Origin of the sequence: Providencia sp. PROV061, from assembly GCF_011045655.1 — a bacterium.
Classification (GTDB): domain Bacteria; phylum Pseudomonadota; class Gammaproteobacteria; order Enterobacterales; family Enterobacteriaceae; genus Providencia; species Providencia hangzhouensis.
This window is the reverse complement of the sequence record NZ_CP042861.1, coordinates 2,486,279-2,508,042: the sequence shown is the minus strand read 5'-3', so window position 1 is coordinate 2,508,042 and position 21,764 is coordinate 2,486,279. Positions and strand designations below refer to the sequence as shown.

General features: G+C 38.5%; 24 protein-coding genes and 1 pseudogene. 14 read left to right on the top strand and 11 right to left on the bottom strand.

Translation table 11 applies throughout. The features are described from left to right. Nucleotides 1-72 precede the first annotated feature (72 nt). From ahpC to yajD, 5 genes are all read left to right on the top strand, one after another. Complete coding sequence (gene ahpC, locus FVA72_RS11370) at nt 73-636, top strand: alkyl hydroperoxide reductase subunit C (protein ID WP_004254784.1); 564 nt, start codon at nt 73-75, stop codon at nt 634-636. Nucleotides 637-753: 117 nt separating this feature from the next. Beyond that, a complete protein-coding gene (gene ahpF / locus FVA72_RS11365; RefSeq protein ID WP_096863713.1) occupies nt 754-2,328 on the top strand; it encodes an alkyl hydroperoxide reductase subunit F in 1,575 nt (524 codons plus the stop codon). 503 nt (nt 2,329-2,831) lie between these two features. After that, nucleotides 2,832-3,809 carry a DUF1852 domain-containing protein gene (locus FVA72_RS11360; protein WP_110591694.1) on the top strand — a complete coding sequence of 326 codons (978 nt, stop codon included), beginning with the start codon at nt 2,832-2,834 and terminating at the stop codon, nt 3,807-3,809. Nucleotides 3,810-3,838: 29 nt separating this feature from the next. Further along, nucleotides 3,839-4,870, top strand: coding sequence for a methionine synthase (locus FVA72_RS11355; RefSeq protein WP_110591695.1), 1,032 nt, complete (start codon nt 3,839-3,841; stop codon nt 4,868-4,870). Between the two features lie 171 nt (nt 4,871-5,041). After that, nucleotides 5,042-5,389 (top strand): HNH nuclease YajD, encoded by a 348-nt coding sequence (gene yajD, locus FVA72_RS11350; protein WP_004254555.1) that lies wholly within the window; start codon nt 5,042-5,044, stop codon nt 5,387-5,389. A gap of 197 nt (nt 5,390-5,586) precedes the next feature. On the opposite strand, the gene FVA72_RS11345 is transcribed toward yajD, so the two are convergent. Next, nucleotides 5,587-6,168 carry a YebB family permuted papain-like enzyme gene (locus FVA72_RS11345; protein ID WP_004254550.1) on the bottom strand — a complete coding sequence of 194 codons (582 nt, stop codon included), beginning with the start codon at nt 6,166-6,168 and terminating at the stop codon, nt 5,587-5,589. Between the two features lie 93 nt (nt 6,169-6,261). Further along, nucleotides 6,262-7,749 carry a PLP-dependent aminotransferase family protein gene (locus FVA72_RS11340; protein WP_004254548.1) on the bottom strand — a complete coding sequence of 496 codons (1,488 nt, stop codon included), beginning with the start codon at nt 7,747-7,749 and terminating at the stop codon, nt 6,262-6,264. Between the two features lie 103 nt (nt 7,750-7,852). On the opposite strand from FVA72_RS11340, the gene FVA72_RS11335 reads away from it, so the two are divergent. Next, nucleotides 7,853-8,311, top strand: coding sequence for a GNAT family N-acetyltransferase (locus FVA72_RS11335; RefSeq protein ID WP_036957755.1), 459 nt, complete (start codon nt 7,853-7,855; stop codon nt 8,309-8,311). A 105-nt stretch (nt 8,312-8,416) separates the two neighbouring features. Here FVA72_RS11335 and FVA72_RS11330 read toward each other — a convergent pair whose 3' ends face one another. The 4 genes from FVA72_RS11330 to FVA72_RS11315 form a co-directional block, all read right to left on the bottom strand. After that, the gene (locus FVA72_RS11330; RefSeq protein WP_096863719.1) at nt 8,417-8,956 is read right to left on the bottom strand and encodes an NADAR family protein; all 540 of its coding nucleotides are present in this window, start codon (nt 8,954-8,956) and stop codon (nt 8,417-8,419) included. A gap of 99 nt (nt 8,957-9,055) precedes the next feature. Next, nucleotides 9,056-9,778: an amino acid ABC transporter ATP-binding protein gene (locus tag FVA72_RS11325; protein ID WP_004254533.1), complete on the bottom strand. Its 723-nt coding sequence runs from the start codon at nt 9,776-9,778 to the stop codon at nt 9,056-9,058. Continuing rightward, nucleotides 9,765-10,529, bottom strand: a complete 765-nt coding sequence (locus tag FVA72_RS11320) for an amino acid ABC transporter permease (RefSeq protein ID WP_004254530.1) — start codon at nt 10,527-10,529, stop codon at nt 9,765-9,767. Before FVA72_RS11320 ends, FVA72_RS11325 begins: the two co-directional genes overlap by 14 nt. A gap of 65 nt (nt 10,530-10,594) precedes the next feature. Then, entirely contained in the window at nt 10,595-11,362 is a 768-nt protein-coding gene (locus FVA72_RS11315; protein WP_004254527.1) for a basic amino acid ABC transporter substrate-binding protein, read from the bottom strand. A gap of 298 nt (nt 11,363-11,660) precedes the next feature. Between FVA72_RS11315 and FVA72_RS11310 the strand changes: the two genes are divergently transcribed. From FVA72_RS11310 to FVA72_RS11285, 6 genes and pseudogenes are all read left to right on the top strand, one after another. Beyond that, complete coding sequence (locus tag FVA72_RS11310) at nt 11,661-12,569, top strand: AEC family transporter (RefSeq protein ID WP_094960602.1); 909 nt, start codon at nt 11,661-11,663, stop codon at nt 12,567-12,569. Between the two features lie 104 nt (nt 12,570-12,673). Further along, entirely contained in the window at nt 12,674-14,134 is a 1,461-nt protein-coding gene (locus tag FVA72_RS11305; RefSeq protein ID WP_153673684.1) for an AMP nucleosidase, read from the top strand. After that, nucleotides 14,115-14,678 (top strand): GNAT family N-acetyltransferase, encoded by a 564-nt coding sequence (locus FVA72_RS11300; RefSeq protein WP_004254518.1) that lies wholly within the window; start codon nt 14,115-14,117, stop codon nt 14,676-14,678. The genes FVA72_RS11305 and FVA72_RS11300 overlap by 20 nt, the downstream gene beginning before the upstream one ends. A 30-nt stretch (nt 14,679-14,708) precedes the next feature. Then, complete coding sequence (locus tag FVA72_RS11295; protein WP_110591696.1) at nt 14,709-15,131, top strand: helix-turn-helix domain-containing protein; 423 nt, start codon at nt 14,709-14,711, stop codon at nt 15,129-15,131. 105 nt (nt 15,132-15,236) lie between these two features. Further along, a pseudogene (gene accA / locus FVA72_RS11290) lies at nt 15,237-16,198 on the top strand (acetyl-CoA carboxylase carboxyl transferase subunit alpha). Between the two features lie 45 nt (nt 16,199-16,243). Further along, complete coding sequence (locus FVA72_RS11285; RefSeq protein WP_094960598.1) at nt 16,244-17,134, top strand: LysR family transcriptional regulator; 891 nt, start codon at nt 16,244-16,246, stop codon at nt 17,132-17,134. On the opposite strand, the gene FVA72_RS11280 is transcribed toward FVA72_RS11285, so the two are convergent. From FVA72_RS11280 to FVA72_RS11260, 5 genes are all read right to left on the bottom strand, one after another. Beyond that, nucleotides 17,135-17,593 (bottom strand): RES family NAD+ phosphorylase, encoded by a 459-nt coding sequence (locus FVA72_RS11280; RefSeq protein ID WP_110591697.1) that lies wholly within the window; start codon nt 17,591-17,593, stop codon nt 17,135-17,137. Beyond that, complete coding sequence (parS, locus tag FVA72_RS11275; RefSeq protein WP_004254502.1) at nt 17,590-18,051, bottom strand: type II RES/Xre toxin-antitoxin system antitoxin; 462 nt, start codon at nt 18,049-18,051, stop codon at nt 17,590-17,592. The genes FVA72_RS11280 and parS overlap by 4 nt, the downstream gene beginning before the upstream one ends. An 88-nt stretch (nt 18,052-18,139) precedes the next feature. Next, a complete protein-coding gene (locus tag FVA72_RS11270) occupies nt 18,140-18,607 on the bottom strand; it encodes a DUF1456 family protein (protein ID WP_110591698.1) in 468 nt (155 codons plus the stop codon). A gap of 187 nt (nt 18,608-18,794) precedes the next feature. Beyond that, a complete protein-coding gene (locus tag FVA72_RS11265) occupies nt 18,795-19,109 on the bottom strand; it encodes an AzlD domain-containing protein (RefSeq protein WP_094960595.1) in 315 nt (104 codons plus the stop codon). Further along, nucleotides 19,106-19,807, bottom strand: a complete 702-nt coding sequence (locus FVA72_RS11260) for an AzlC family ABC transporter permease (protein WP_004254495.1) — start codon at nt 19,805-19,807, stop codon at nt 19,106-19,108. Before FVA72_RS11260 ends, FVA72_RS11265 begins: the two co-directional genes overlap by 4 nt. A 473-nt stretch (nt 19,808-20,280) precedes the next feature. Here FVA72_RS11260 and leuE point away from each other — a divergent pair, with 473 nt between their 5' ends. After that, nucleotides 20,281-20,922 carry a leucine efflux protein LeuE gene (gene leuE / locus FVA72_RS11255; protein ID WP_004254492.1) on the top strand — a complete coding sequence of 214 codons (642 nt, stop codon included), beginning with the start codon at nt 20,281-20,283 and terminating at the stop codon, nt 20,920-20,922. 351 nt (nt 20,923-21,273) lie between these two features. After that, nucleotides 21,274-21,747, top strand: coding sequence for an NUDIX hydrolase (locus FVA72_RS11250; protein WP_096863737.1), 474 nt, complete (start codon nt 21,274-21,276; stop codon nt 21,745-21,747). The last annotated feature ends 17 nt before the right edge of the window (nt 21,748-21,764 follow it).

The window sequence follows — 21,764 nt, the reverse complement described above, 5'->3', positions numbered from 1 at the left end:
ATAGTGGGTAATGATTGGATTAAGCTGCTGTAAAACAGTAACTTAATAGGCAACCAAACAGGAGAACATCATATGTCATTAATTAATACTCAAATCAAACCATTTACTAACCAAGCATTTAAAGATGGCCAATTTATCGAAGTTTCTGAAAAAGATGTTGCAGGTAAATGGAGCGTTTTCTTCTTCTATCCAGCTGACTTTACCTTTGTTTGCCCAACTGAACTGGGTGACATTGCTGACCATTATGAAGAATTCCAAAAATTAGGTGTTGAAATTTTCTCTGTTTCTACTGACACACATTTTACCCATAAAGCATGGCATGCAAGTTCAGAAACTATCGGTAAAATCAAATATGCCATGATCGGTGACCCAACTGGCGCATTAACACGTAACTTTGAAAATATGCGTGAAAACGAAGGCTTAGCAGACCGCGGCACTTTCGTTGTTGACCCACAAGGTATCATTCAGGCAATCGAAATTACTGCTGAAGGTATCGGTCGTGATGCAGCTGACCTGTTACGTAAAGTTAAAGCAGCACAATATGTTGCAAGTCACCCAGGTGAAGTTTGCCCAGCTAAATGGAAAGAAGGTGATGCAACACTGTCTCCATCTTTGGACTTAGTCGGCAAAATCTAATTAATCTAACTCAATTGATTAATACTGAATAATTCAGGTTGCAGGTGTTTAGGCCTGCAACTTGGATCACGACGGGTATATGTACCCGATTTTATGATAAAAATTAAAGGGGATTACATGCTCGACAATAATTTACAGGCACAGTTGAAAGCCTACTTAGAACGTTTAACTAAACCCGTTGAATTAGTTGCTAATATAGATGACAGCGAAAAATCAAATGAAATCAAGCAGCTGTTAGAACAAATTGCATCTCTGTCAGATAAAGTCACTGTACGTGAAGAGCGCAATAGCGCACTAAGAACACCGTCTTTTTTAATTACTAACCCAGGTACAGATAGTGGTTTGCGTTTTGCAGGCTCACCTTTGGGGCATGAATTTACCTCTCTTGTGCTGGCATTATTGCAAATCGGTGGTCATCCATCTAAAGAAGCGCAAGAGTTATTAGAGCAGGTTAAAGGTCTTGAAGGCGAATTCCACTTTGAGACTTATTACTCTTTATCTTGCCATAACTGCCCAGATGTTGTTCAGGCGTTGAACTTAATGGCAGTTTTAAATCCAAATATTAGCCATACGGCTATTGATGGTGCACTTTTCCAAAATGAGATTGATGAACGTAATGTGATGGGCGTTCCTGCGGTTTTCCTGAATGGAAAAGAGTTTGGCCAAGGGCGTATGACGTTAAGTGAAATTGTTAGCAAAGTTGATACCAACGCAGATGCGCGTGCAGCGAAATCACTCACAGAGCGTGAGCCTTTTGAAGTCCTTGTTATTGGTAGTGGCCCAGCAGGGGCTTCAGCGGCAATCTATACCGCACGTAAAGGGATCCGTACTGGCGTAATTGGCGAGCGTTTTGGTGGCCAAGTTATGGATACGGTTGATATTGAAAACTATATTTCAGTTATCAAAACGGAAGGGGCTATTTTTGCAGGCGCATTGAAGAACCACGTGGACAGCTATGATGTTGATGTCATTGATGGCCAATCAGTTGCAAAACTGATCCCTGCGGCAGAAGAAGGTGGATTACACCAAATCGAAACTGCATCGGGTGGGATCTTAAAATCACGCAGTATTATTATTTCAACAGGTGCTCGCTGGAGAAATATGGGTGTTCCGGGGGAACAAGAATATCGTACTAAGGGTGTAACATTCTGCCCACACTGTGATGGTCCGTTATTTAAAGGTAAACGTGTTGCCGTTATTGGTGGCGGTAACTCAGGTATTGAAGCGGCTATTGACTTAGCCGGTGTCGTTGAGCATGTGACCGTACTGGAGTTTGCTCCGGAACTGAAAGCAGATTCTGTATTACAGCAAAAAGCACGTAGCCTGAAAAATGTCGATATTATCGTCAATGCACAAACCTTAGAAGTAAAAGGTGATGGCAGTAAAATGACGGGTCTCGAATATAAAGACCGTACTGATGATAGCGTACATTTATTAGAAGTGGCGGGAGCATTCGTGCAAATCGGTTTATTGCCTAATACTAATTGGCTAGGCGACACAGTTGCTAGAAACCGTATGGGCGAAATCGAGATCGATGCACGTAACGAAACCAGTATTAAAGGTATTTTTGCTGCCGGTGACTGTACAACGGTACCATACAAACAAATTATTATTTCAGCTGGAGAAGGGGCAAAAGCCGCACTTAGCGCATTTGACTACCTGATCCGCACAAGTACCAGAACCGCTGAATAGGTGTAATTTACTTTATATTCAGTGAGTTGTAGTCAAAAGGCACTCGGGGGCGAGTGCCTTTTTTTTGTGCATAATACTGTGCCACCTTTTATTATTGTAGTTAATTTTAGTTAGTAACTTAGACTGTATGGCCTAAGTGTTTTCTATATGTACTAAATAAATTTATTTCACTAACCAATGTTTAAGTCTTCGAGTCGAATATTCATCCCCTCTAGGAAATTGTCCATATAATACACTTAACATCATGAATTATAATGAAAAATAATATTTCTTAGTTCTTCGTCACATAATTAAAATAAGTGAAATAGATGATCATGAAAATCGTTCATGTTCGAAATGAAATTAAGTCGCTTTCACTCAATCAACAGCTCTGGCATAAATTAGCTAACGAGGAAAATTAACTTATCTACAACATAAAGATTGATCAATGAGAGACAAAAACTTCTAAAAAAATCAAGAAGTCAATTGAGTTTCCATTTTGGAATTTAGGGTGCGACGAGACGATGAACAAAAATTTTACATTTACGATTAAAAGTAGTCTTTTTGATGAAAATTATAATCCTTCTGAAAATACACGTATCACAACTAACTTTGCTAATTTAGCCAGAGGGGAAAATCGCCAAGAAAATTTGCGTAACACGCTTGTCATGATGAACAACCGTTTCAATACATTAGCCTATTGGGACAACCCTAAAAGCGACCGTTATTCAATCGAGTTGGAAATTATTTCTGTCGAGATGAGTATTGAGGAAAATAGTAATAGGTTCCCTGTGATTGAAATATTAAAAACCAATATTATTGATCATAAAACAGGTGAACGAACTGAGGGTATTGTCGGAAATAACTTTTCATCTTATGTGCGTGATTATGATTTTAGTGTTTTATTGTTAGACCACAATAAGGACCAAGCAAGCTTTAGTATTCCAGAAAACTTTGGTGACTTGCATGGGAATATCTTTAAATATTTTGTAAATTCTAGTGAATATAAAGCGCATTTTAGTAAGGCGCCAGTGATATGTTTAAGTGTCTCAAATAAAGATATCTACCATAGAACTGGGAATCAACATCCTATATTGGGGATTGAATATCAGCAAAATGGGGCTTCATTAACAGATCAATATTTTAAAAAGATGGGGTTACAGGTTCGTTATTTTATGCCTCAAAATAGTGTTGCGCCGTTAGCATTTTATTTTACGGGAGATTTGCTGAGCGATTACAGCAATATTGAATTGATTAGCACAATTAGCACGATGGAAACATTCCAGAAGATTTATCGGCCAGAGATTTACAATGCGAACTCTGTTGCGGGGCAATGCTATCAACCGAGTTTGACGAATCAAGATTATTCGCTAACAAAAATTGTTTATGACCGCGAAGAACGTAGCCGATTGGCTATTGAGCAGGGAAAATATACAGAAGAACATTTTATTGAGCCCTATAAGCATATTCTAGAGCAATGGTCTGCTAACTACGCGCTTTGATTAATTATAAAAATTTAAGGTCAATTATTATGAAAACATTATTACCAACATCTACCGCGGGCAGCTTACCAAAACCTTCTTGGCTTGCTGAACCTGAGACGCTTTGGTCTCCTTGGAAGCTGCAAAATGAAGAACTCATCGAGGGAAAACAAGACGCATTGCGCTTATCCCTTGAAGATCAACTACGTGCTGGGATTGATATTGTTAGCGATGGCGAGCAATCACGCCAGCATTTTGTGACGACATTTATTGAACACCTCAGTGGTGTTGATTTTGCAAAGCGTGAAGTGGTTAAAATTCGTGATCGTTATGATGCGAGCGTGCCGACGGTAGTTGGAGCGGTTGAACGCCAAAAACCTGTTTTTGTGGAAGATGCTAAATTTTTACGTAAGCTAACAAAACAGCCGATTAAATGGGCGCTTCCTGGGCCGATGACGATGATTGATACACTGTATGATAACCATTATAAAAGTCGTGAAAAACTGGCATGGGAGTTCGCTAAAATATTGAATCAAGAAGCAAAAGAGCTTGAAGCTGCGGGCGTTGATATTATTCAGTTTGATGAGCCGGCTTTTAATGTGTTTTTTGATGAAGTAAACGATTGGGGGGTGGCTGCGTTAGAAAGAGCCATTGAAGGGCTGAAATGTGAGACAGCAGTTCACATTTGTTATGGATACGGCATCAAAGCTAATACTGACTGGAAAAAGACACTGGGTTCTGAGTGGCGGCAATATGAAGAGGCTTTCCCAAAACTGCAAACCTCAAATATTGATATTATCTCCTTAGAATGCCATAACTCCCATGTTCCTATGGATTTAATTGAGCTTATTCGCGGTAAAAAAGTGATGGTGGGGGCGATTGATGTGGCTAGCAATATCATCGAAACACCAGAAGAAGTCGCCAATACGTTACGTAAAGCGCTGCAATTTGTGGATGCTGATAAACTTTATCCATCAACAAACTGTGGTATGGCACCATTATCTCGACGGGTCTCAACGGGTAAACTTAATGCATTAAGTGCAGGGGCTGAGATTATCCGTAGAGAATTGTTGAATAGGTAATCTAAGTAAAAACTAACTAATAAATGAGCCCGGAGTTGATGACATGCCCTATAAAGTTGGCGAGTCATCATATCTGGGTTTTTTGTTGCCTTGAGTTTCTTTTTTTGCTCTGAATTGAGGTATATTAGGCGTATTATCTCAAAATTACTATTTTTAATAGGAATATCGGCAATGGCTTTGATCCCTAAAAACTATGCGCGATTAGAAAGTGGCTATCGTGAAAAAGCACTTAAAATTTACCCATGGGTTTGTGGACGCTGTACTCGTGAGTTTGTGTATTCAAATTTACGTGAATTAACTGTGCATCATATCGACCATGATCATACCAATAACCCTGAAGATGGCAGCAATTGGGAACTATTGTGTTTATTTTGCCATGATCATGAGCATTCGAAGTACACAGAAGCTGAAATGTATGGCACTAATGTCGTGGCAGGGGAAGATGCACAAAATGATATTGAAGCAGCAACTTATAACCCGTTTGCTGACTTGAAATCGATGCTAAATAAGAAAAAATAATCGCGATAACCCACGCAATTCCAGTACAGGTAGGCAAAGTAAAGTCTCTAATAGAAGAGGCTTTACTATAATAACTGGCTATTACAGCAAATTTGTTTAATGGCGATGCAATGCTTATTGATTGATAAAGATTAAGGCATCATGTTAAGCCACTCTTATATACGTTGAGTGGCTTAGTCAAATATCAATATCGCTAATTAATGAATGTCATCATGGCTGCGATAAATTAATGATAATTCAGGGTGATGCCATAAACTTGCAGGAGTAACAGTTTTACGTTCCCATGGAATTTGCCCAATAAACCATAACTTCCAAAAATTTAATTTTGCATTCGGGTTTTTAGTTAATAATTCCTTGAAGGTTTCTAATTCCCCTATTTGAACTGATAACGCAGATTGATAAATATCGAAAACAAACTTTGAACAAAACTGCCTAGAAGACTCATAATTAAATCCCGTGTGATAAAACTTATTTAAACGAGCAGGAACTTCGGCGACTAATGCGGATTTTTGTTCACTTGTTAATGTATGGGAAAATCGGCGTACACTGTAACGATTGTCAGACGAACGGGCAATAAACCGCGATAAGGTCGTGGTTGTTGAAAGGGGAACGCGACTTTCTGCAATTAAATAATCTTCACCATTATGACCTACAATCATGCCAACATGGTTACTCCAACATAAAGATGCCGAGGCTATTTGGCGAAATAGCTCAGTCCCAATACTGGTAAAGACAACATCGCCAACTTCGTACTCATGGGGATAATTTATTTTTGTCATAAAAGTACCTCAATATAAACAATGCTATTAAGGTACAGTTATAAAGATTAGAAAAATTCTAGCTATCGGATAAACGCTGAAAATCATTTTTGTTTAACTAGGGTATATATTACTCAATTGTTCACTGAGTAATTTTATATTGCTAATTATCTCGTTTTCACAATGGGCAGCATAGCCAAATAGAATTGCATTTTGGTGAGTACTTTGAATACAGTAGCGTGATAGCGGTTGTGCGCCAAAGCCCAAGAGACGGCATTGGTTAAGGATCACGTTAATATCATAACCGTCTTTCACCCAACAAACAGTATGAATGCCTGAATCTGTCATCTGTACATTAAATAGGTGAGGGAGATAGTGATTGATGGCATTGATAAAAGTATTTTGCCTCTCGTAACATATCTTCCGTATTTTTCTGACATGGCGTGCATAGTGGCCTTCTTGGATAAACTGAGCTAAAGCGGCCTGTTCTAAATAACCACAGTGGCTATCACTATAATATTTCATCATGGTGAATGCCTCACTCAGAATTTCTGGCACTATTAAAAAACCTAAACGAAAGCCGGGGTACATCATTTTAGAAAATGTCCCTGCATAAATAACACGTTGATGATTATCTAAGCCTTGCAATGCTTGAATTGGCTTTGATAAAAAGCGAAATTCACTATTGTAGTCATCCTCAAAAATCCATGCGTTGTTTTGTTGTGCCCAATCCAATAATGCTAAACGCCGAGGTAAGCTGAGAGTTGTGCCCAGAGGGAACTGGTGAGAAGGCGTGGTATAAATTAATTTTGCTGTTTTATGGTGTTTCGCACCATATATAATATCCATTCCTTCTTTGTCTGATGGAATAGCGTCAATATCAGCACCAGCAGCGGTTAAAATAGCTCTCGCACTATCATAGCCAGGGTCATCTAACCATACTTTATCCCCTTGCTGTAATAAGACTTTTGCCGCTAAATTAATGGCTTGCTGTGTTCCATTAACAATAATAATTTGTTGCTGTTTACAATGAACCCCACGAGTCGAACGGACGTAATCTACCAATAAATCTTTTAGTGGTGCATACCCATCAGGGTGATTAAAATGCGTAATAATTTGTTTGGACTTACGCCAAACTCGACCCAATAATCTTCCCCATAATTCATGCGGGAATTGGTCCACACAACCAATACCGATATTAAACATTTGGTGTTTGTTGGTATTTGGACGCGATTTTTCCCATAAATTCGATAAAGTGGAAACTCTAGGATTCAGATTTAATGCAGGATATCCAGATTGGTCACCCTGTTTAGTGCTACTTATGGCACCAATTAATTCATCAGGAATATGGGGGGAAACATAAGTCCCTGAGCCTTTTTGGGAATAAAGGTATCCTTCATCAATTAGTCGTTCAAACCCAGCAATTACCGAATTTCGTGAGATCGCCATCATTTCTGCTAATGCTCTAGAGGAAGGAAGTTTAATTCCAGCAGCAATACGTCCATCTAAGATGGCATTACGTATTGTGTGATAAACATTTTCTTTAATGTAACCTTTTTCAAGTAATAGTAATGGGAATTGGGCATGCTGTTGGCGTCGCATAAAGTGGATCCTAAATAAATAACAAAAGTGTCTCTTATATAGAGCCAGATTGCTAGGTACTATAGCGCCATTATGTAATATGTCTACAAATGGAAGGGTTATTATGAGTAAAACATCATTACCAGTTACAGTGGAATTTGTTGCGCCGGAACATTACCCAGAGTGGTTAGTGTATTGGTTAGAGTATCAGAAATTTTATAAGGTAGATTTAAGTGAAGAAATTACCTTAAAAGCATGGGAGCGCTTTTTTGATGAGAGTGAGCCGATGTACTGTGCTGTTGCGTTGGAAAATGGAAAAGTTGTTGGTTTTGTGAATTATTTATTTCACCGCTCAACATGGGCTGAAAATGATTTTTGCTACCTTGAAGATTTATATGTGACGCCAGAAATGAGAGGGCGTCATGTAGGAAAACAATTAATTGAATTTGTACACGCACAAGCGCAAGAGAAACAATGTGGCCGTCTATATTGGCATACACAAGAAACCAATTTGCGAGGCCAAAAATTGTATAACTGGGTGGCAGAAAAGCCTGGGGTAATTGAATACAGAATGCCTTTATAATAAAGCTCAGTAGTATATTCTATATTTTGATAAAATAATGACGGGCCCGCTGTTTAATAACAACGGGTTTTTCGTTTTATCAGAAAATAGGCAAAAATTAGAGAGTTAATTGGCTAGCTGACTTCTAACATCCATTAATGCGAAACCGAGAAGGTTTAACCCTTTCCATGTTAATGGGTTTTCAATATTTTCAGTATCTTCGGCAAGGCCTATTCCCCAAATTTTATCGACGGGGCTAGCTTCAACTAGAACACGTTCGTTTGTGGAGAGTAAAAACTGTTTTAATTCTTCATGTTGAGAGAATTTTGCCATATTAGCGCTGACAACAATAGCAAAACGGTTTTCATCCCAAACATCTTGCTTAAACCCACGAACTTCACGACCAAATGCTTTAGCCGCTCCGGGATTTGGTGCATGAATGATTTTATCCAATGTTTCTAAATCACCAAATAAGCGTGCTTTTTCGGCCATCATGAAATGTTCTGCACTGGCAAAGCGGTGGTTATTAACAATAAATGGGGAAGGGTACCATTGGCTGAAGCAGCTTTTTGTAATTTGATTTTGTTTGGTTTGGTGGCCCCAGAAGAAAACATATTTAAATTTTTTCCCTGAGCGGTATTGTTTGCAGAGGCTTTTGATATCCATAAATTAATCTTTATTAAGAGCGAATATTCCTAGCGTATCGATAATAAAAAGACCTGCCTATCAGAAAAACCTGCTTAGCATACTAAGCAGGCTATAAAATTAAAGTACTTTACTTAGAAACTCCGCAGTCCGTGGGTTTTTAGGTGCAGTAAAGAGTTGTTCTGGCGTGCCTTCTTCTTGAATAATACCTTGGTCAATAAACAAGACTCGGTCGGCAACTTCACGTGCAAACCCCATTTCATGGGTGACGATAACCATTGTCATACCTTCATTTGCAAGGGTTTTCATCACTGAAAGAACCTCACCAACTAATTCGGGGTCAAGTGCAGATGTCGGCTCATCAAATAACAAAATGGATGGTTGCATGGCTAACGCTCTAGCAATAGCGACTCGTTGTTGCTGCCCACCGGATAAACTGGCTGGCCATGCATCAATTTTATCTAACAACCCTACCTTGATCAGAAGTTGTTCTGCTTGTTTAAGTGCCAATTCCTTTTTTATTCCTTTCACTAAGGTTGGCGCCATCATCAAGTTTTCTAACACGGTCATATGGGGGAATAGGTTAAAACGCTGAAACACCATCCCCACATTTTCTCTCATTTTATTTAAATCAGTTTTAGGATCATGAACGTTAAAACCATTGACTTGAATTTCTCCCCCGTCAGGGCGTTCTAGCGCATTCAAACAGCGTAAAAAGGTACTTTTTCCTGAACCAGAAGGGCCAATGACACAAATAACTTCTTGAGGTTTAACTTCACAAGAAATACCTCTAAGTACATGAGCATCACCAAATTTTTTTTGTAAATTATTAACGTAAATCACTTCTGCCCAACCTTCTTTCCATATATTGCACCAACTGAGCAAGTATAAATGTCAGCATCCAATAAATCACAGATATTGTTAAGTAGGGTTCCCAGTAAGTTGCGTAAGCTCCGGAGACCGTTCTTGCAGCATAGGCGAGATCGGCCAAACCGATTGCGGAAGCGAGGGATGAGTCCTTGACAATTGCGATGGCATTATTTCCCAGTGGGGGAAGAATGCGCCGAAAAGCTTGCGGAAGAATCACCTTGCGCATTGTTTTTGCCCAACTCATACCAAGCGCACGCGAAGCTTCCATTTGCCCTTTATCAATGGATTGAATACCCGCACGGAATATTTCAGAGACATAAGCTCCTGAGTTTAAAGTAATTGCAATGACGCAAGATAGAAAAGCACCGTAATCGGAGCGGAGCATTTTAGCGGTATCAACAGACATTAACCCTGATGTAACAAATAAGCCATCACGAGGGTTAATAAACAGTGGCACTAAGGCAAAGTGAACAACCATTATTTGAACAAATAGTGGAGTACCACGAAAGGCACTGACATAGAAGCGAACTGGCCACTGTACAAAATAGTGTAAAATAGGTTTCCAAATCCCTTGTTCAGCTTTGGCCGTTCTGCCTAAACCGAGGGTTAATCCCCATAGTGAGCCTAAAATAACGCAAATGATGGTTGCTTTTATCGTCATCATTGCGCCTTCAGCAAATAATGGAGCATACTCTTCAATTATTTCCCAACGAAACGCAGACATCTTAATTTTCACCCTGATTTAAAACGTGAAAAAGCCATCCATAGATGGCTTTAAGTTAAATTTAATTATTGTTTTGGTAATTGAGGAACATTTTCATCAAACCATTTTTGGTAAATTTTATTGTATGTACCGTCTGCAATAATCTTATCTAAGCCATTATTTATTTTTTGCTGTAATTCACTATTCCCTTTAGCGACAGCAATACCAAAATATTGTTTTTCGAAATGGTTATCGTAAATCAGTTTAAATTTTTTCTCAGGGTGCGTTTTTATATAATATTTAATTACGCCGACATCACCAACTGCAGCGTCAATGCCATCTTCGAATAGTTCTTGTAATAAAAGAGGAGTATTGTCAAAACGTTTGATTGCTGTACTGTTTTTACCTATTACATCAGAAACAACAATATCACCAGTGCTGGAGTTCACAACACCTACATTCAGGTCTTTTAAGCTATTTAAGTCTTTAACATCAGATGTTTCACTGATGACGATCGCTTGCTCAGCCGGGAAATAGGGGTTAGAGAAATCAACCATATTTTTGCGTTTATCTGTAATTGTGATCCCCGAAATTAAAATATCTCTATCACCAGACGATAAGGTCGCAAAAATCCCTTCCCAAGGGGTATTGACAAGTTTAACGTCAAAACCTTCTGCTTCTGCAATTGCTTTAATGATGTCAATATCAAAGCCTTCGAGCTGTTTTTGGCTATTTTCATATTCAAACGGACGGTAAGTCCCACCAGCACCAACGGTATAGCTTTCTTTTGCGTAAACATTCCCGGCGAAGGCTGCCAATGACATACAGCCAGCAAAAACTAATTTTTTAAACATACTAACCTCTTTAATTATGCATTTATAATGAATAAAAATACATAATATTGAACTCCTAAGCAAATGATTTTTATATGTCGAAGTGAGATAAGTTTAGGAGCTTGTGTTTTAAGGGCGGAAAAATATATTATTTAAATATAAATAAGAGAAAGTCGATACAATCTCGATTTAATCGAAAATAAGCTAAGAAAAGCAAAACATAGGAATAGCGCTTTTTTTACCTATCAGCTACAAAAATTTAACGATAGACTGATTAACAAACTCACTTAGTGCTCAAATAAAAACAGATTACGTTCTCATGGATAAGATTCTATTAGTTTTGTGGCCATTATTTGCTCTGATTGCAATGGGATTTGTATTGCGTCGCTCGACAATATTCACCACTGATTTTTGGCCGAGTGCTGAAAAATTAAACTATTTTATTTTGTTTCCTGCATTATTAATTAACAGTCTCGCAACGGCACCTTTGGACAACCCTAAATTACCCTATTTAGCGAGCGCCATCCTTTGTGTTTTAGCAATTAGTTCTGTGCTAGTTCTAGGTTGTAAATATTTATTCAAAATACCTATCCCGAGATTTGGCGCGCATATCCAAGGAATCACGCGTTTTAATACTTATTTAGGGTTGGCTATTGTTGCTGATTTATTTGGCAAAGAAGGGATCGCTATTGCTGCGGTAATTATGGCTGTTTTAGTACCAAGCTGTAATGTCATTGCTGTGCTTTCGTTATCTTCAGGACAAAAGGTTTCAGCTAAGCAAATTTTATTACCAATCATAAAAAACCCATTGATCATTTCCTGTGTCGTTGGCGTGTTATTGAATATATCCCCAGTGGGATTACCCTTTGGCTCGGACCAATTTTTAAAACTACTCGCAGCTGCCAGCTTACCATTAGGCTTAATCTGTATTGGAGCCGCATTACAAACCTCAACACTAAGAAATGAATTTAAGCCTATTATGGCGTCAACATTGTTACGTTTACTTCTTATGCCTATTTTAGCATTAACAGTGGCGGGCTTATTTTCTTTGCCAAACCTTGAAACAATTCTATTAGTACTATTTTTTGCTATTCCTACTGCGCCAACCGCTTATATTTTAACGCGTCAGTTAAATGGGGACAGCCAACTAATGGCAGGTATAATTACATTACAAACCGTGGCTGCGGTATTCACATTACCAATTGTTTTATCCTTTGTAGTACATTAACTGTGATATAAGTACGTTAATCGCGATATATTTTGCAACTGTTACATTGATACTCTATGTTATCGGAGATAATTTTATCTGATGATAAGGAGTTGTGTGTGTCTTTGGAAAAATGCCAGAAATATGAAAACTTATCTATTGAAGATGTTTTAGATAAACTTTCGTTGTTATATAGCAATGCGATTGATTCATTAAGAGATGCTATCGCTATTTATGTAAAAGAAGGCCGCATACCCGATATTACAGAAAGGGAAAATGGGTTATTTGCTTATCCCGAACTGTGTGTTACATGGGAAGGCAAAGTTGATCATTGCGAAAAAACCCGTGCTTATGCACGTTTTGTTAAACGGGGTGATTATACTATTACGGTGACTCAGCCAGAACTATTCCGTGCTTATTTAGTTGAGCAATTATCTATCCTACAACAGGATTATGATGTCACTTTTTCCGTTCGCCCTTCAAAAATTGAAATTCCTTACCCTTTTGTCATTGATGGTTCAGATTTAGCATTAGATAGGAGTATGAGCAGTAATTTAGCTGCACATTTTCCGATAACCGATTTATCTCATATCAGTGATGATATTACAGATGGTTTGAACACTGCTACGGATGAAATGCCGCTGTCTCATTTTGATGCATTACGTGTGGATTTTTCATTAGCGCGATTAAAGCATTATACAGGAACCCCACCTGAACATGTTCAACCGTACATTCTTTTCACTAATTATAACCGTTATGTCGATGAATTTGTGAATTGGGCATGTGAACAGGTACGTGATCCTGAAAGTCGTTATATTGCATTATCTTGTGTTGGACATAATTATTTAACCGCTGAGAATGCAGATCCACAAATTGCGACTTCTGATTTAACATGGAAAAAATTTCAAATGCCTGCATATCATCTAATCGCTAGAGATGGGGCAGGAATTACTTTAGTAAATATCGGTGTTGGTCCTTCAAATGCAAAGAATATTTGCGATCATTTAGCCGTTTTACGACCACATGCTTGGTTGATGATTGGCCATTGTGGCGGGTTAAGAGAAAGCCAAAAAATTGGCGATTATGTTTTGGCTCATGCTTATTTGCGTGATGACCATATTCTTGATGATGTATTACCGCCAGATATTCCTATTCCAAGTATTGCGGAAGTCCAGCGTGCGCTATATGACGCTACAAAACAAGTTAGCAATATGCCTGGGGAATTGGTAAAACAACGTCTACGAACTGGAACCGTTGTTACAACAGATGACAGAAATTGGGAATTACGTTTTTTTGCAACAGCTCGCCGTTTTAGTTTAAGCCGCGCGGTTGCCGTGGATATGGAAAGTGCCACAATTGCAGCTCAGGGGTATCGCTTCAGGGTTCCTTATGGCACGCTGTTATGTGTTTCTGATAAGCCTCTGCATGGTGAAATTAAATTGCCCGGTCAAGCAAACAGTTTTTATGAAGGTGCAATCTCAGAACATTTGCAAATAGGTATTCGTGCTATTGATTTATTGAGGAAAGAAGGGGATAAATTGCATTCAAGGAAATTAAGAACGTTCGATGAACCCCCATTTAGATAGCAAGGAGAAGCAATCAATGGCTGTAATACCTGAACTTGAAACAGATAGACTGATATTAAATAAACACCAAGTAAGTGATTTTCCTGCACTTGCGAAGTTATGGGCGACTGAGTCAATGGTTCGTTACATTGGTGGTATGCCTTCTAGTGAGCGCGAATCATGGATGAGAATGTTAGCTTATGGTGGTTTATGGCCATTATTAGGCTTTGGCTATTGGGCTGTCCGTGAAAAAGCGAGTGGTCAATATATTGGTGATTTAGGTTTCGCGGATTTTCATCGTATGGTCGAACCCCATGTTAAAGGCATTCCAGAAGCGGGTTGGGTCATTGCACCTGAACATCAAGGAAAAGGCTATGCAACGGAAGCTATGCAGGCTGCACTGTCTTGGCTGACGAAAGAAAATAAGTATCGGCAATCTATTTGTTTTATTGAACCGAGGAACTTAGCTTCTTTACGTGTGGCTGAAAAGTTAGGTTACGTTGTTGACCGTGAAATTTTTATGAATGGCACGATTACGGTGTTACTGCGCCAACAATTAGCCTGATTAGCGAGTATTATAGCGGGTTAGTATTTCATGTATGATGAGTTAGATATTTCTCAAGTTAGCCAATTATCAGGTTTAGCAGCATCAACCCTACGTTATTATGAAGAGAGAGGGCTGATTAAGCCGATAGGGCGTAAAGGGTTAAAACGGATTTATCACGGGAAAGACGTAATAACCTGTTTGTCTTTAATTGCATTGGGGCAAGAAGCTAAATTTTCACTCGATGAAATTGCTAGCATGCTCAACCATAAGGATGGCCCTAATATTGAACGTGAGAGCCTACTTGAAAAAGCAGAAGAAATTGAGCAAACCATACAGGGGTTATTAGCCTTAAAAAAGGGTATTTTGCATATTGCGAATTGCCCTGAAGAAAATCACTTTTTATGCCCTAATTTTCAAAAGATTATGGAAAACAGCTTAAAATCAAATTCGCTAAAGAAAAGTCAGCGTTAAAACATTATTCCATTCCTGATAACAATCAATCCTATTTTTAAGCATAGAATGGGATTGATTCTCTGATTACACTCCTAAGATTGCTGTTACCATTTTAGGAACGTTATGACTAACCATTTTCTTGCATTCGAGAAACCTATCGTTGAACTCAATGACAAAATTGAGGCGCTTATTGCCTTCAAGCTAAAAGGACATCCTTCAGAAATTAAATTAGAAGAAGAGATCCAGCTCTTGAAAAAAAAGAGTCATTCGCTTACGAAAACCATATTTGCATCTCTTGGGGCATGGGAGATTGTCCAATTAGCGAGACACCCATTGAGGCCTTATCCCCTTGATTATATTCCATTAATATTTACTGAGTTTCAGGAACTAGCGGGTGACCGCGCTTTTGCTGATGACAAAGCGCTGGTGGGGGGCCTTGCTCGTTTAGATGGTAGGCCGGTTATGGTGCTTGGGCAACAAAAAGGGCGGACAACAAAAGAGAAAGTTATGCGTAATTTTGGGATGCCATCGCCAGAAAAGGCTACCGTAAAGCACTTCGTTTAATGAAAATGGCGGAACGTTTCCACTTACCAGTGATGGTATTTATTGATTCTGCTGGGGCTTACCCCGGTGTTGGTGCTGAAGAGCGCGGGCAAGCAGAAGCTATTGCACGCAATGTTATAGAAATGTCTCATTTAAAAACCCCTATTATTTGTGTCATTACAGGTGAAGGTTGTTCTGGTGGTGCATTAGGGATTGGTGTGGGGGATCGTATTAATATGTTGGAATACAGTACTTATGCGGCGATATCTCCAGAAGGTTGTGCCTCTATTTTATGGAAAGATTCCCAGAAGGCACAAATTGCAGCGGAAGTAATGGGAATGACCGCTTCATGGTTAAAAGAGTTAGGTATTATCGATACTATTATTTCTGAGCCTTTGGGTGGGGCTCACCGCGACTATCAGTTAGCTGCACAACAATTAAAACAACAGTTACTCACTGATTTAAATGAGCTAACTCAATTAGACATAGACGTATTACTGGCACAGCGGTATCAAAAAATAATGGATTTTGGTTATTGCTAATGCTATTAGTGCAAATTAATAGCGCGTGAACTGTAGGAATTAGAAATGGCTGTTGACCTGAATTTATTGAAAGTGTTTATTGCCGTCGCGACACAAGGAAATTTTGTTAATGCGGCAAAGTTACTTTCAATGCCAACATCGAATGTGAGTCGTTATATTAAACAGTTGGAACAACAACTTAACAGCCAGTTAATTGAACGTACAACCCGGCAAATGCGGCTAACGGAAACAGGAAATATTTTATTTGAACAAAGCCAAAAACTAGTCAGTGAATTAGAGCAAGTTGTAGTGCAAATATGTCATCCACAACAAATTACAGGTACGTTAAGGCTAACTATTCCCAGTGAATCCGGTAGTTTATTATTAGCAGATTTATTAGCGAAGTTTGCATTATCTCACCCACAATTGAATATTCACTGTGATACACAACTAATACCTCAAGATGTTATTAGTGATGATATTGATTTATTACTCACTTTTCATCGTGGTCATCTTGAAGACAGTAGCTATCACTCACGTCTGATCAAATCATGGCAAAGCGTTGTGGTTGCATCACCCCAATTAATTGAAAAAGTAGGAAAACCGTGTTCATACTCTGACTTAGCCAATATGCCGTGCATTTCGAGCTTGAGTGCATTACAGGGGCAACCGTGGATATTTATTGATTCATCTGGCTTACAGAAAAAAGTGATAATTGACAGCAGCTACCGAGTGAATAGTGGTATTTTGGCTCATGCTGCTGCAGTGAATGGGGTAGGTTATGCTATTTTGGCGTTAGATGCATGCGAAGAACAGATTAAACAGAAGAAATTAGTGCGGATAGCATTCGATGAAGTATCGCCAGCGCCTATAGAACTTCGCGCGGTTTATGCGAGCCGTAGTGCATTATCACCGAAAATAGATGCTTTTTTACAGTATTTATTAGCAAATATCTAATTATGCTAAGCGCGGGTCAACACTAAAATCTAGTGGTTTAACGGTATGTAAAGCTTTTTGAAATTGCGGATGTAACGGGTTAATAATTGCGTTGTATTCATAGGGAACAATACAAGAGGGAATTAATAATGCTAGACTATCTTGGTTATTAAGCCATATAGTGCCAATATCCATGGTGGAGGTTGGTGCGGGGTCTTGTTGCCAATCTGTCGGAAGGTGATCTAACGACAATTTCATCACGTACTTATCATTGATATCTATGGATAGTAAGCTGAACTGGCTTAATAGTATGTCTTGATTGATGTGAACGAGTACTTCAAGGGTCGCTAATGAAATACTCGTTGAAGTATAAACAGCAGGAGTCCCTTTATGATTCCAACGCCCGCCGTAGAGCATAGCTCCTTGGCCCGACCATGCATCATGCGCAAAATTGGATTTAACCAATCGATATAAAATCATGAGAATACGCCATGTTCAATACGGCCAATCAAATCAATCACTTCAATGGCTCCGCTTTCTGTCGCAATAAGCTCAATAGGGCGTAAATGTCCTAACCCTTTAACTGGGTGGTTAAGCCAATCACTTGCCGCGTGCTTATCTCCATTAAATAAACGCACCGCAGCATCGAATACCCGCACTAGACGAGCAATTCTCTCACTTTCATCAGCATTAAGGGGCTGGCCAGCATTTTTACGTCGAGCAATATTGCGCTCATTAATGCCGGATATTCGCAATAATTCAGTTTTGCTCATTCCTGACCATTCTTGGATATTGTCTAAGACAGAGACAGATAGGCCTTGACGCAAGAAATGAGTTAACTCAATACCACGTTCTGCGGGTAACCCTACATGGCGCCACAGTGGTTTAAAGGATGAAGCAGTCGGTTGAAGTGGGGTTGTGGGGATATAGTTTCTCATTTGAACCTCCTGACATTTGTCACTTCTATTATAGACAAATGTCAGGAGAATGCAAAATTAATGAATAAAAAACAAACAAAAATAACGGTTATTTATCACCACGTAGGCGAATTGTCAGGCCTTTTAGAAAGTAACGCAGTAATTGGTCTCCACATTCGCGATAGTTTTTATGCCCAGGTTTACGGAAAACTGCGTTAAGCTCAGGCTTGGATACACGAAAATCAACAAGCTGATAAATTTCAATCATATCCGTATCTTTTAATTCAAAAGCCACGCGTAATTTTTTGAGCATAATATTGTTATTAAGTCGGCTATCGACTTCGGGAGCGGGGTGGTTTTCATCTTTACCACGGCGGTGATAGATTAAGCCATTTAGAAAATGCCCCATTATATTATCGTTACATTCAACATATTCAAGTTCATTATCTTTTTTTAACCAAGCCACCATTTCTTCTTTTGTTACAGCCAAATCTGCGAGTTTTACGATTTTAACCATTTGGGCGTCGCTTAAGTCCAACATATAGCGAACGCTGCGTAAAACATAATTATTAAGCATGGTATTGTATTATCCATTATCTATAAAGGTTAATTGGCTATTTATTGAGTAAGGCCAATAAAGTATTCACTATGACAATCAATGACAGGGTGAAATTGAAAAGGAATGTATTTTGAGAGGGCCATATTATGAGGGATTAACCAAGATAAAGCAAAGCGCTGAACGATGCTTTATCTTAAATAATAAGTTAACCGATAAAATAAATAAGAGAATAGAAAAATACTAAGGTAAGGCCGACAGTTAGCAGCATGTTTTTTAATACAGAAGCCACGATGACACAGAATAGCGCTCCCCATAAATAAGGATTATCAGGGAAGGTTCGCAATTCATGGTTTTCTAATAGGATAACAGGGGCACAAATTGCGGTTAATAAACAAGGTGCTGAATACCCTAGTGCTTGACGAACCACAAGAGGAAGGCGTATTGGCAACTGTGGTATTAGAAAAATATAACGTAGAGTAAAAACAACCGCTGTTAAGGTAATAATTAAAAGCCAAATCATTTTTCCTCCTTCAATAAACGTGAAACGGCTACCGAAACAAACATCCCACCCACACCTGCGATAACAATAGCACTACTGAAGGAGTACATTGAAAGTACGATAGCGACAACGAGTGAAAAGATCACGCCACACAACGTACTTATTTTTTTTGTTAATGGAACGACGATTGCAAGCAAAGTTGCCACGACAGAAAAGTCGAGATGTAAGCGGCTCAAATCGCCCACAATATTGGCCATTGCAATCCCACAAAGACTAGTAATTAACCAAACGAGATAAAAACTAAACCCCGCACCAAACAAATAAGGAAAGCTTAAACTCTGACGTTTAGCAGCGCTAATCGCAAATAATTCATCTGTTAATAAGAAACCGATACTAAGGCGCTGAGGAGTTGTAAAGTCTTTAACTTGGGGGCGTAATGTCAGTCCATAAAGTAAATGCTGGGAAGTGATAAAAAAAACAGAAATAACAATCGTGATATAGCCAGCACCCGAGTTAAGCAACCCAAGAGTGACTAATTGTGCCGCACCTGCAAATACCATCGCGGACATCGCTACGCTTTGCCAGAAATCGAGACCAGTTTCGACCGCCATTGAACCTGCTAAAACTCCCCAAGGAATAACAGCAAGATTAAGAGGAGCGGTATGAACAGCGCCTGCCATCATTGCTTTTTGCCATTGATTACTTTGTTGTGACACCATTTAAGCTAACCTTATTGTAATTTTGAACACTTATATAACTTGATTGATTTTAAAGAGATGAAATATTAGTAATGGGCTATTTTAGTTTTATACTGGCTTGATCCAATTTTACTTTTAAATAGCACGAACTTTTATGTTATAACGCGAAACCTTAATCAAATCACTACTACTACTTTTATTTATTCTGTAAAATTAAATGCTAATTTAATTACCTGTTCTAGCATTTACAACTACTTGATTGGCTATTTATAGTTAGCTTCTAACTAAGGTTCTTGTTTTGGGTTGTTATTCTGTTTTTTGATCTTCATTCATTGTTGTTTGTCTAGTATTTTAATATTATTTGGATTTATATTTTATATTGACATTATTATGTGGTGATATCTTTTATAAGTAATGTAAAGCCTGTATCATATAGTCATAAATAAATGATGTGAATTTTTTGTTATAACTTTTATTGAGTTAGCGGGTTTCCTATGCTTGAAAATCTCGGTATTACAAACTTATGGACTTATCTTATCGGTGTTATTTTTATTACATTGGTACCAGGCCCTAATTCTTTATTTGTTTTAACTAGCAGTGCAAAATATGGTGTGAAAAATGGTTATAAAGCCGCATTAGGTGTCTTTACAGGAGATGCTGTGCTCATTTTTCTATCATTTTTAGGCGTTGCATCTTTAGTAAAAACATCACCTATCTTTTTTAGTGTTATAAAATACGCAGGGGCGGCTTATTTATTTTATTTAGGGATTAAAACCCTGTATAGCGTATTGCATAAGAAAGAAAATACAGGTGATGTTGATTCAATTATCTTAGAAACCAAGGGCACCTATAAAAAAGCCGTTTTTTTAAGTTTACTAAATCCTAAGATGATTATTTTCTATGTTTCATTTTTTATCCAATTTATTGACCCAGCTTACCCAAGTGCAGGTGTGCCATTTTTCATACTTGGCCTAATTTTAGAAACTTGTAGCATGATTTATTTATCACTGCTGATTTTTGGTGCTGTTGCCGTAACGAATATGGTTAAACATAATAAAAAGCTTTCGAAGTTCTCTAATAGCTGTATTGGTGCTGTATTCTTGATGTTTGGAGCAAAACTGGCACTAACCGCTTAATAGTTTTATCAGAAATAGCCGGTCTATGTGCTGGCTATTCCTCTAATTTGTTCAATTTATTGCGCATCTTTATGATGAACAATAACAAATCTCATGGGTTTTTATTTTTTTCCCATTCTCAAAGTTCATAGCTTGTTGCTTATAAAAATCAAATTCTTTTTTCAATTTAACCACCCCGAGTTAATAATCAATCGCCATTAGCTAAGCATATGATAATTTCTTTCCGCTGACTGCGCTTTGAATACCTCATGTAAGTTGAAATGGTTACCGTGACTGGAAGGCAACAAGGTGTTAGGCTCAACACCAGAAATACAATGTAAGAATAACAAAATAAAAAAGGGATGTGGCGAGATGAGAGAGGAAGTTAAACATTTTACGGCAACAGCAATGATCCGTAATGAGCATGGTGAGTTTTTATTACACGAACATCAAAAACTTGGTTTTTGGTTACCGCCAGGTGGCCATATTGAAGCAAACGAAGAACCACAACATGCTGTTTTCCGAGAGGTTCTTGAAGAAACTGGATTAGAGTGCCAAGTGGTCAGTTGCGGTTTCCCCTTTGTATCGCAAGTGCAGGATTCATCCCATACACAAGTATTACCGTTGCCCATCGCTATCTTGAAAGAATTTATTGCGGATAAAAAGAAAGGGAACCATTGGCATATTGATATGATTTACTTATGTGAGTTATTGCCCTCATCACAACCGCCTTTTGCCCCATTTGAATGGGTGCCATTTGACCAACTCGCCAAACTTAATATTCCAACCGATGTTGTTGAGTTGGCGAAAGTGGTCAATGAATATTATCGGTTGCAGGGTAAATAACTACCATGAATGTGAAT

Coding starts and splice junctions, on each gene's coding strand:
- FVA72_RS11295 (WP_110591696.1), top strand. CDS start 14,709: ATGTATGATGAGTTAGATATTTCTCAAGTTAGCCAATTATCAGGTTTA.
- FVA72_RS11330 (WP_096863719.1), bottom strand. CDS start 8,956: ATGGATATCAAAAGCCTCTGCAAACAATACCGCTCAGGGAAAAAATTT.
- FVA72_RS11360 (WP_110591694.1), top strand. CDS start 2,832: ATGAACAAAAATTTTACATTTACGATTAAAAGTAGTCTTTTTGATGAA.
- FVA72_RS11280 (WP_110591697.1), bottom strand. CDS start 17,593: ATGATTTTATATCGATTGGTTAAATCCAATTTTGCGCATGATGCATGG.
- FVA72_RS11320 (WP_004254530.1), bottom strand. CDS start 10,529: ATGTCTGCGTTTCGTTGGGAAATAATTGAAGAGTATGCTCCATTATTT.
- FVA72_RS11340 (WP_004254548.1), bottom strand. CDS start 7,749: ATGCGACGCCAACAGCATGCCCAATTCCCATTACTATTACTTGAAAAA.
- FVA72_RS11345 (WP_004254550.1), bottom strand. CDS start 6,168: ATGACAAAAATAAATTATCCCCATGAGTACGAAGTTGGCGATGTTGTC.
- parS (WP_004254502.1), bottom strand. CDS start 18,051: ATGAGAAACTATATCCCCACAACCCCACTTCAACCGACTGCTTCATCC.
- leuE (WP_004254492.1), top strand. CDS start 20,281: ATGCTTGAAAATCTCGGTATTACAAACTTATGGACTTATCTTATCGGT.
- FVA72_RS11300 (WP_004254518.1), top strand. CDS start 14,115: ATGAACCCCCATTTAGATAGCAAGGAGAAGCAATCAATGGCTGTAATA.
- FVA72_RS11270 (WP_110591698.1), bottom strand. CDS start 18,607: ATGCTTAATAATTATGTTTTACGCAGCGTTCGCTATATGTTGGACTTA.
- yajD (WP_004254555.1), top strand. CDS start 5,042: ATGGCTTTGATCCCTAAAAACTATGCGCGATTAGAAAGTGGCTATCGT.
- FVA72_RS11285 (WP_094960598.1), top strand. CDS start 16,244: ATGGCTGTTGACCTGAATTTATTGAAAGTGTTTATTGCCGTCGCGACA.
- FVA72_RS11250 (WP_096863737.1), top strand. CDS start 21,274: ATGAGAGAGGAAGTTAAACATTTTACGGCAACAGCAATGATCCGTAAT.
- FVA72_RS11355 (WP_110591695.1), top strand. CDS start 3,839: ATGAAAACATTATTACCAACATCTACCGCGGGCAGCTTACCAAAACCT.
- ahpC (WP_004254784.1), top strand. CDS start 73: ATGTCATTAATTAATACTCAAATCAAACCATTTACTAACCAAGCATTT.
- FVA72_RS11310 (WP_094960602.1), top strand. CDS start 11,661: ATGGATAAGATTCTATTAGTTTTGTGGCCATTATTTGCTCTGATTGCA.
- FVA72_RS11335 (WP_036957755.1), top strand. CDS start 7,853: ATGAGTAAAACATCATTACCAGTTACAGTGGAATTTGTTGCGCCGGAA.
- FVA72_RS11315 (WP_004254527.1), bottom strand. CDS start 11,362: ATGTTTAAAAAATTAGTTTTTGCTGGCTGTATGTCATTGGCAGCCTTC.
- ahpF (WP_096863713.1), top strand. CDS start 754: ATGCTCGACAATAATTTACAGGCACAGTTGAAAGCCTACTTAGAACGT.
- FVA72_RS11260 (WP_004254495.1), bottom strand. CDS start 19,807: ATGGTGTCACAACAAAGTAATCAATGGCAAAAAGCAATGATGGCAGGC.
- FVA72_RS11265 (WP_094960595.1), bottom strand. CDS start 19,109: ATGATTTGGCTTTTAATTATTACCTTAACAGCGGTTGTTTTTACTCTA.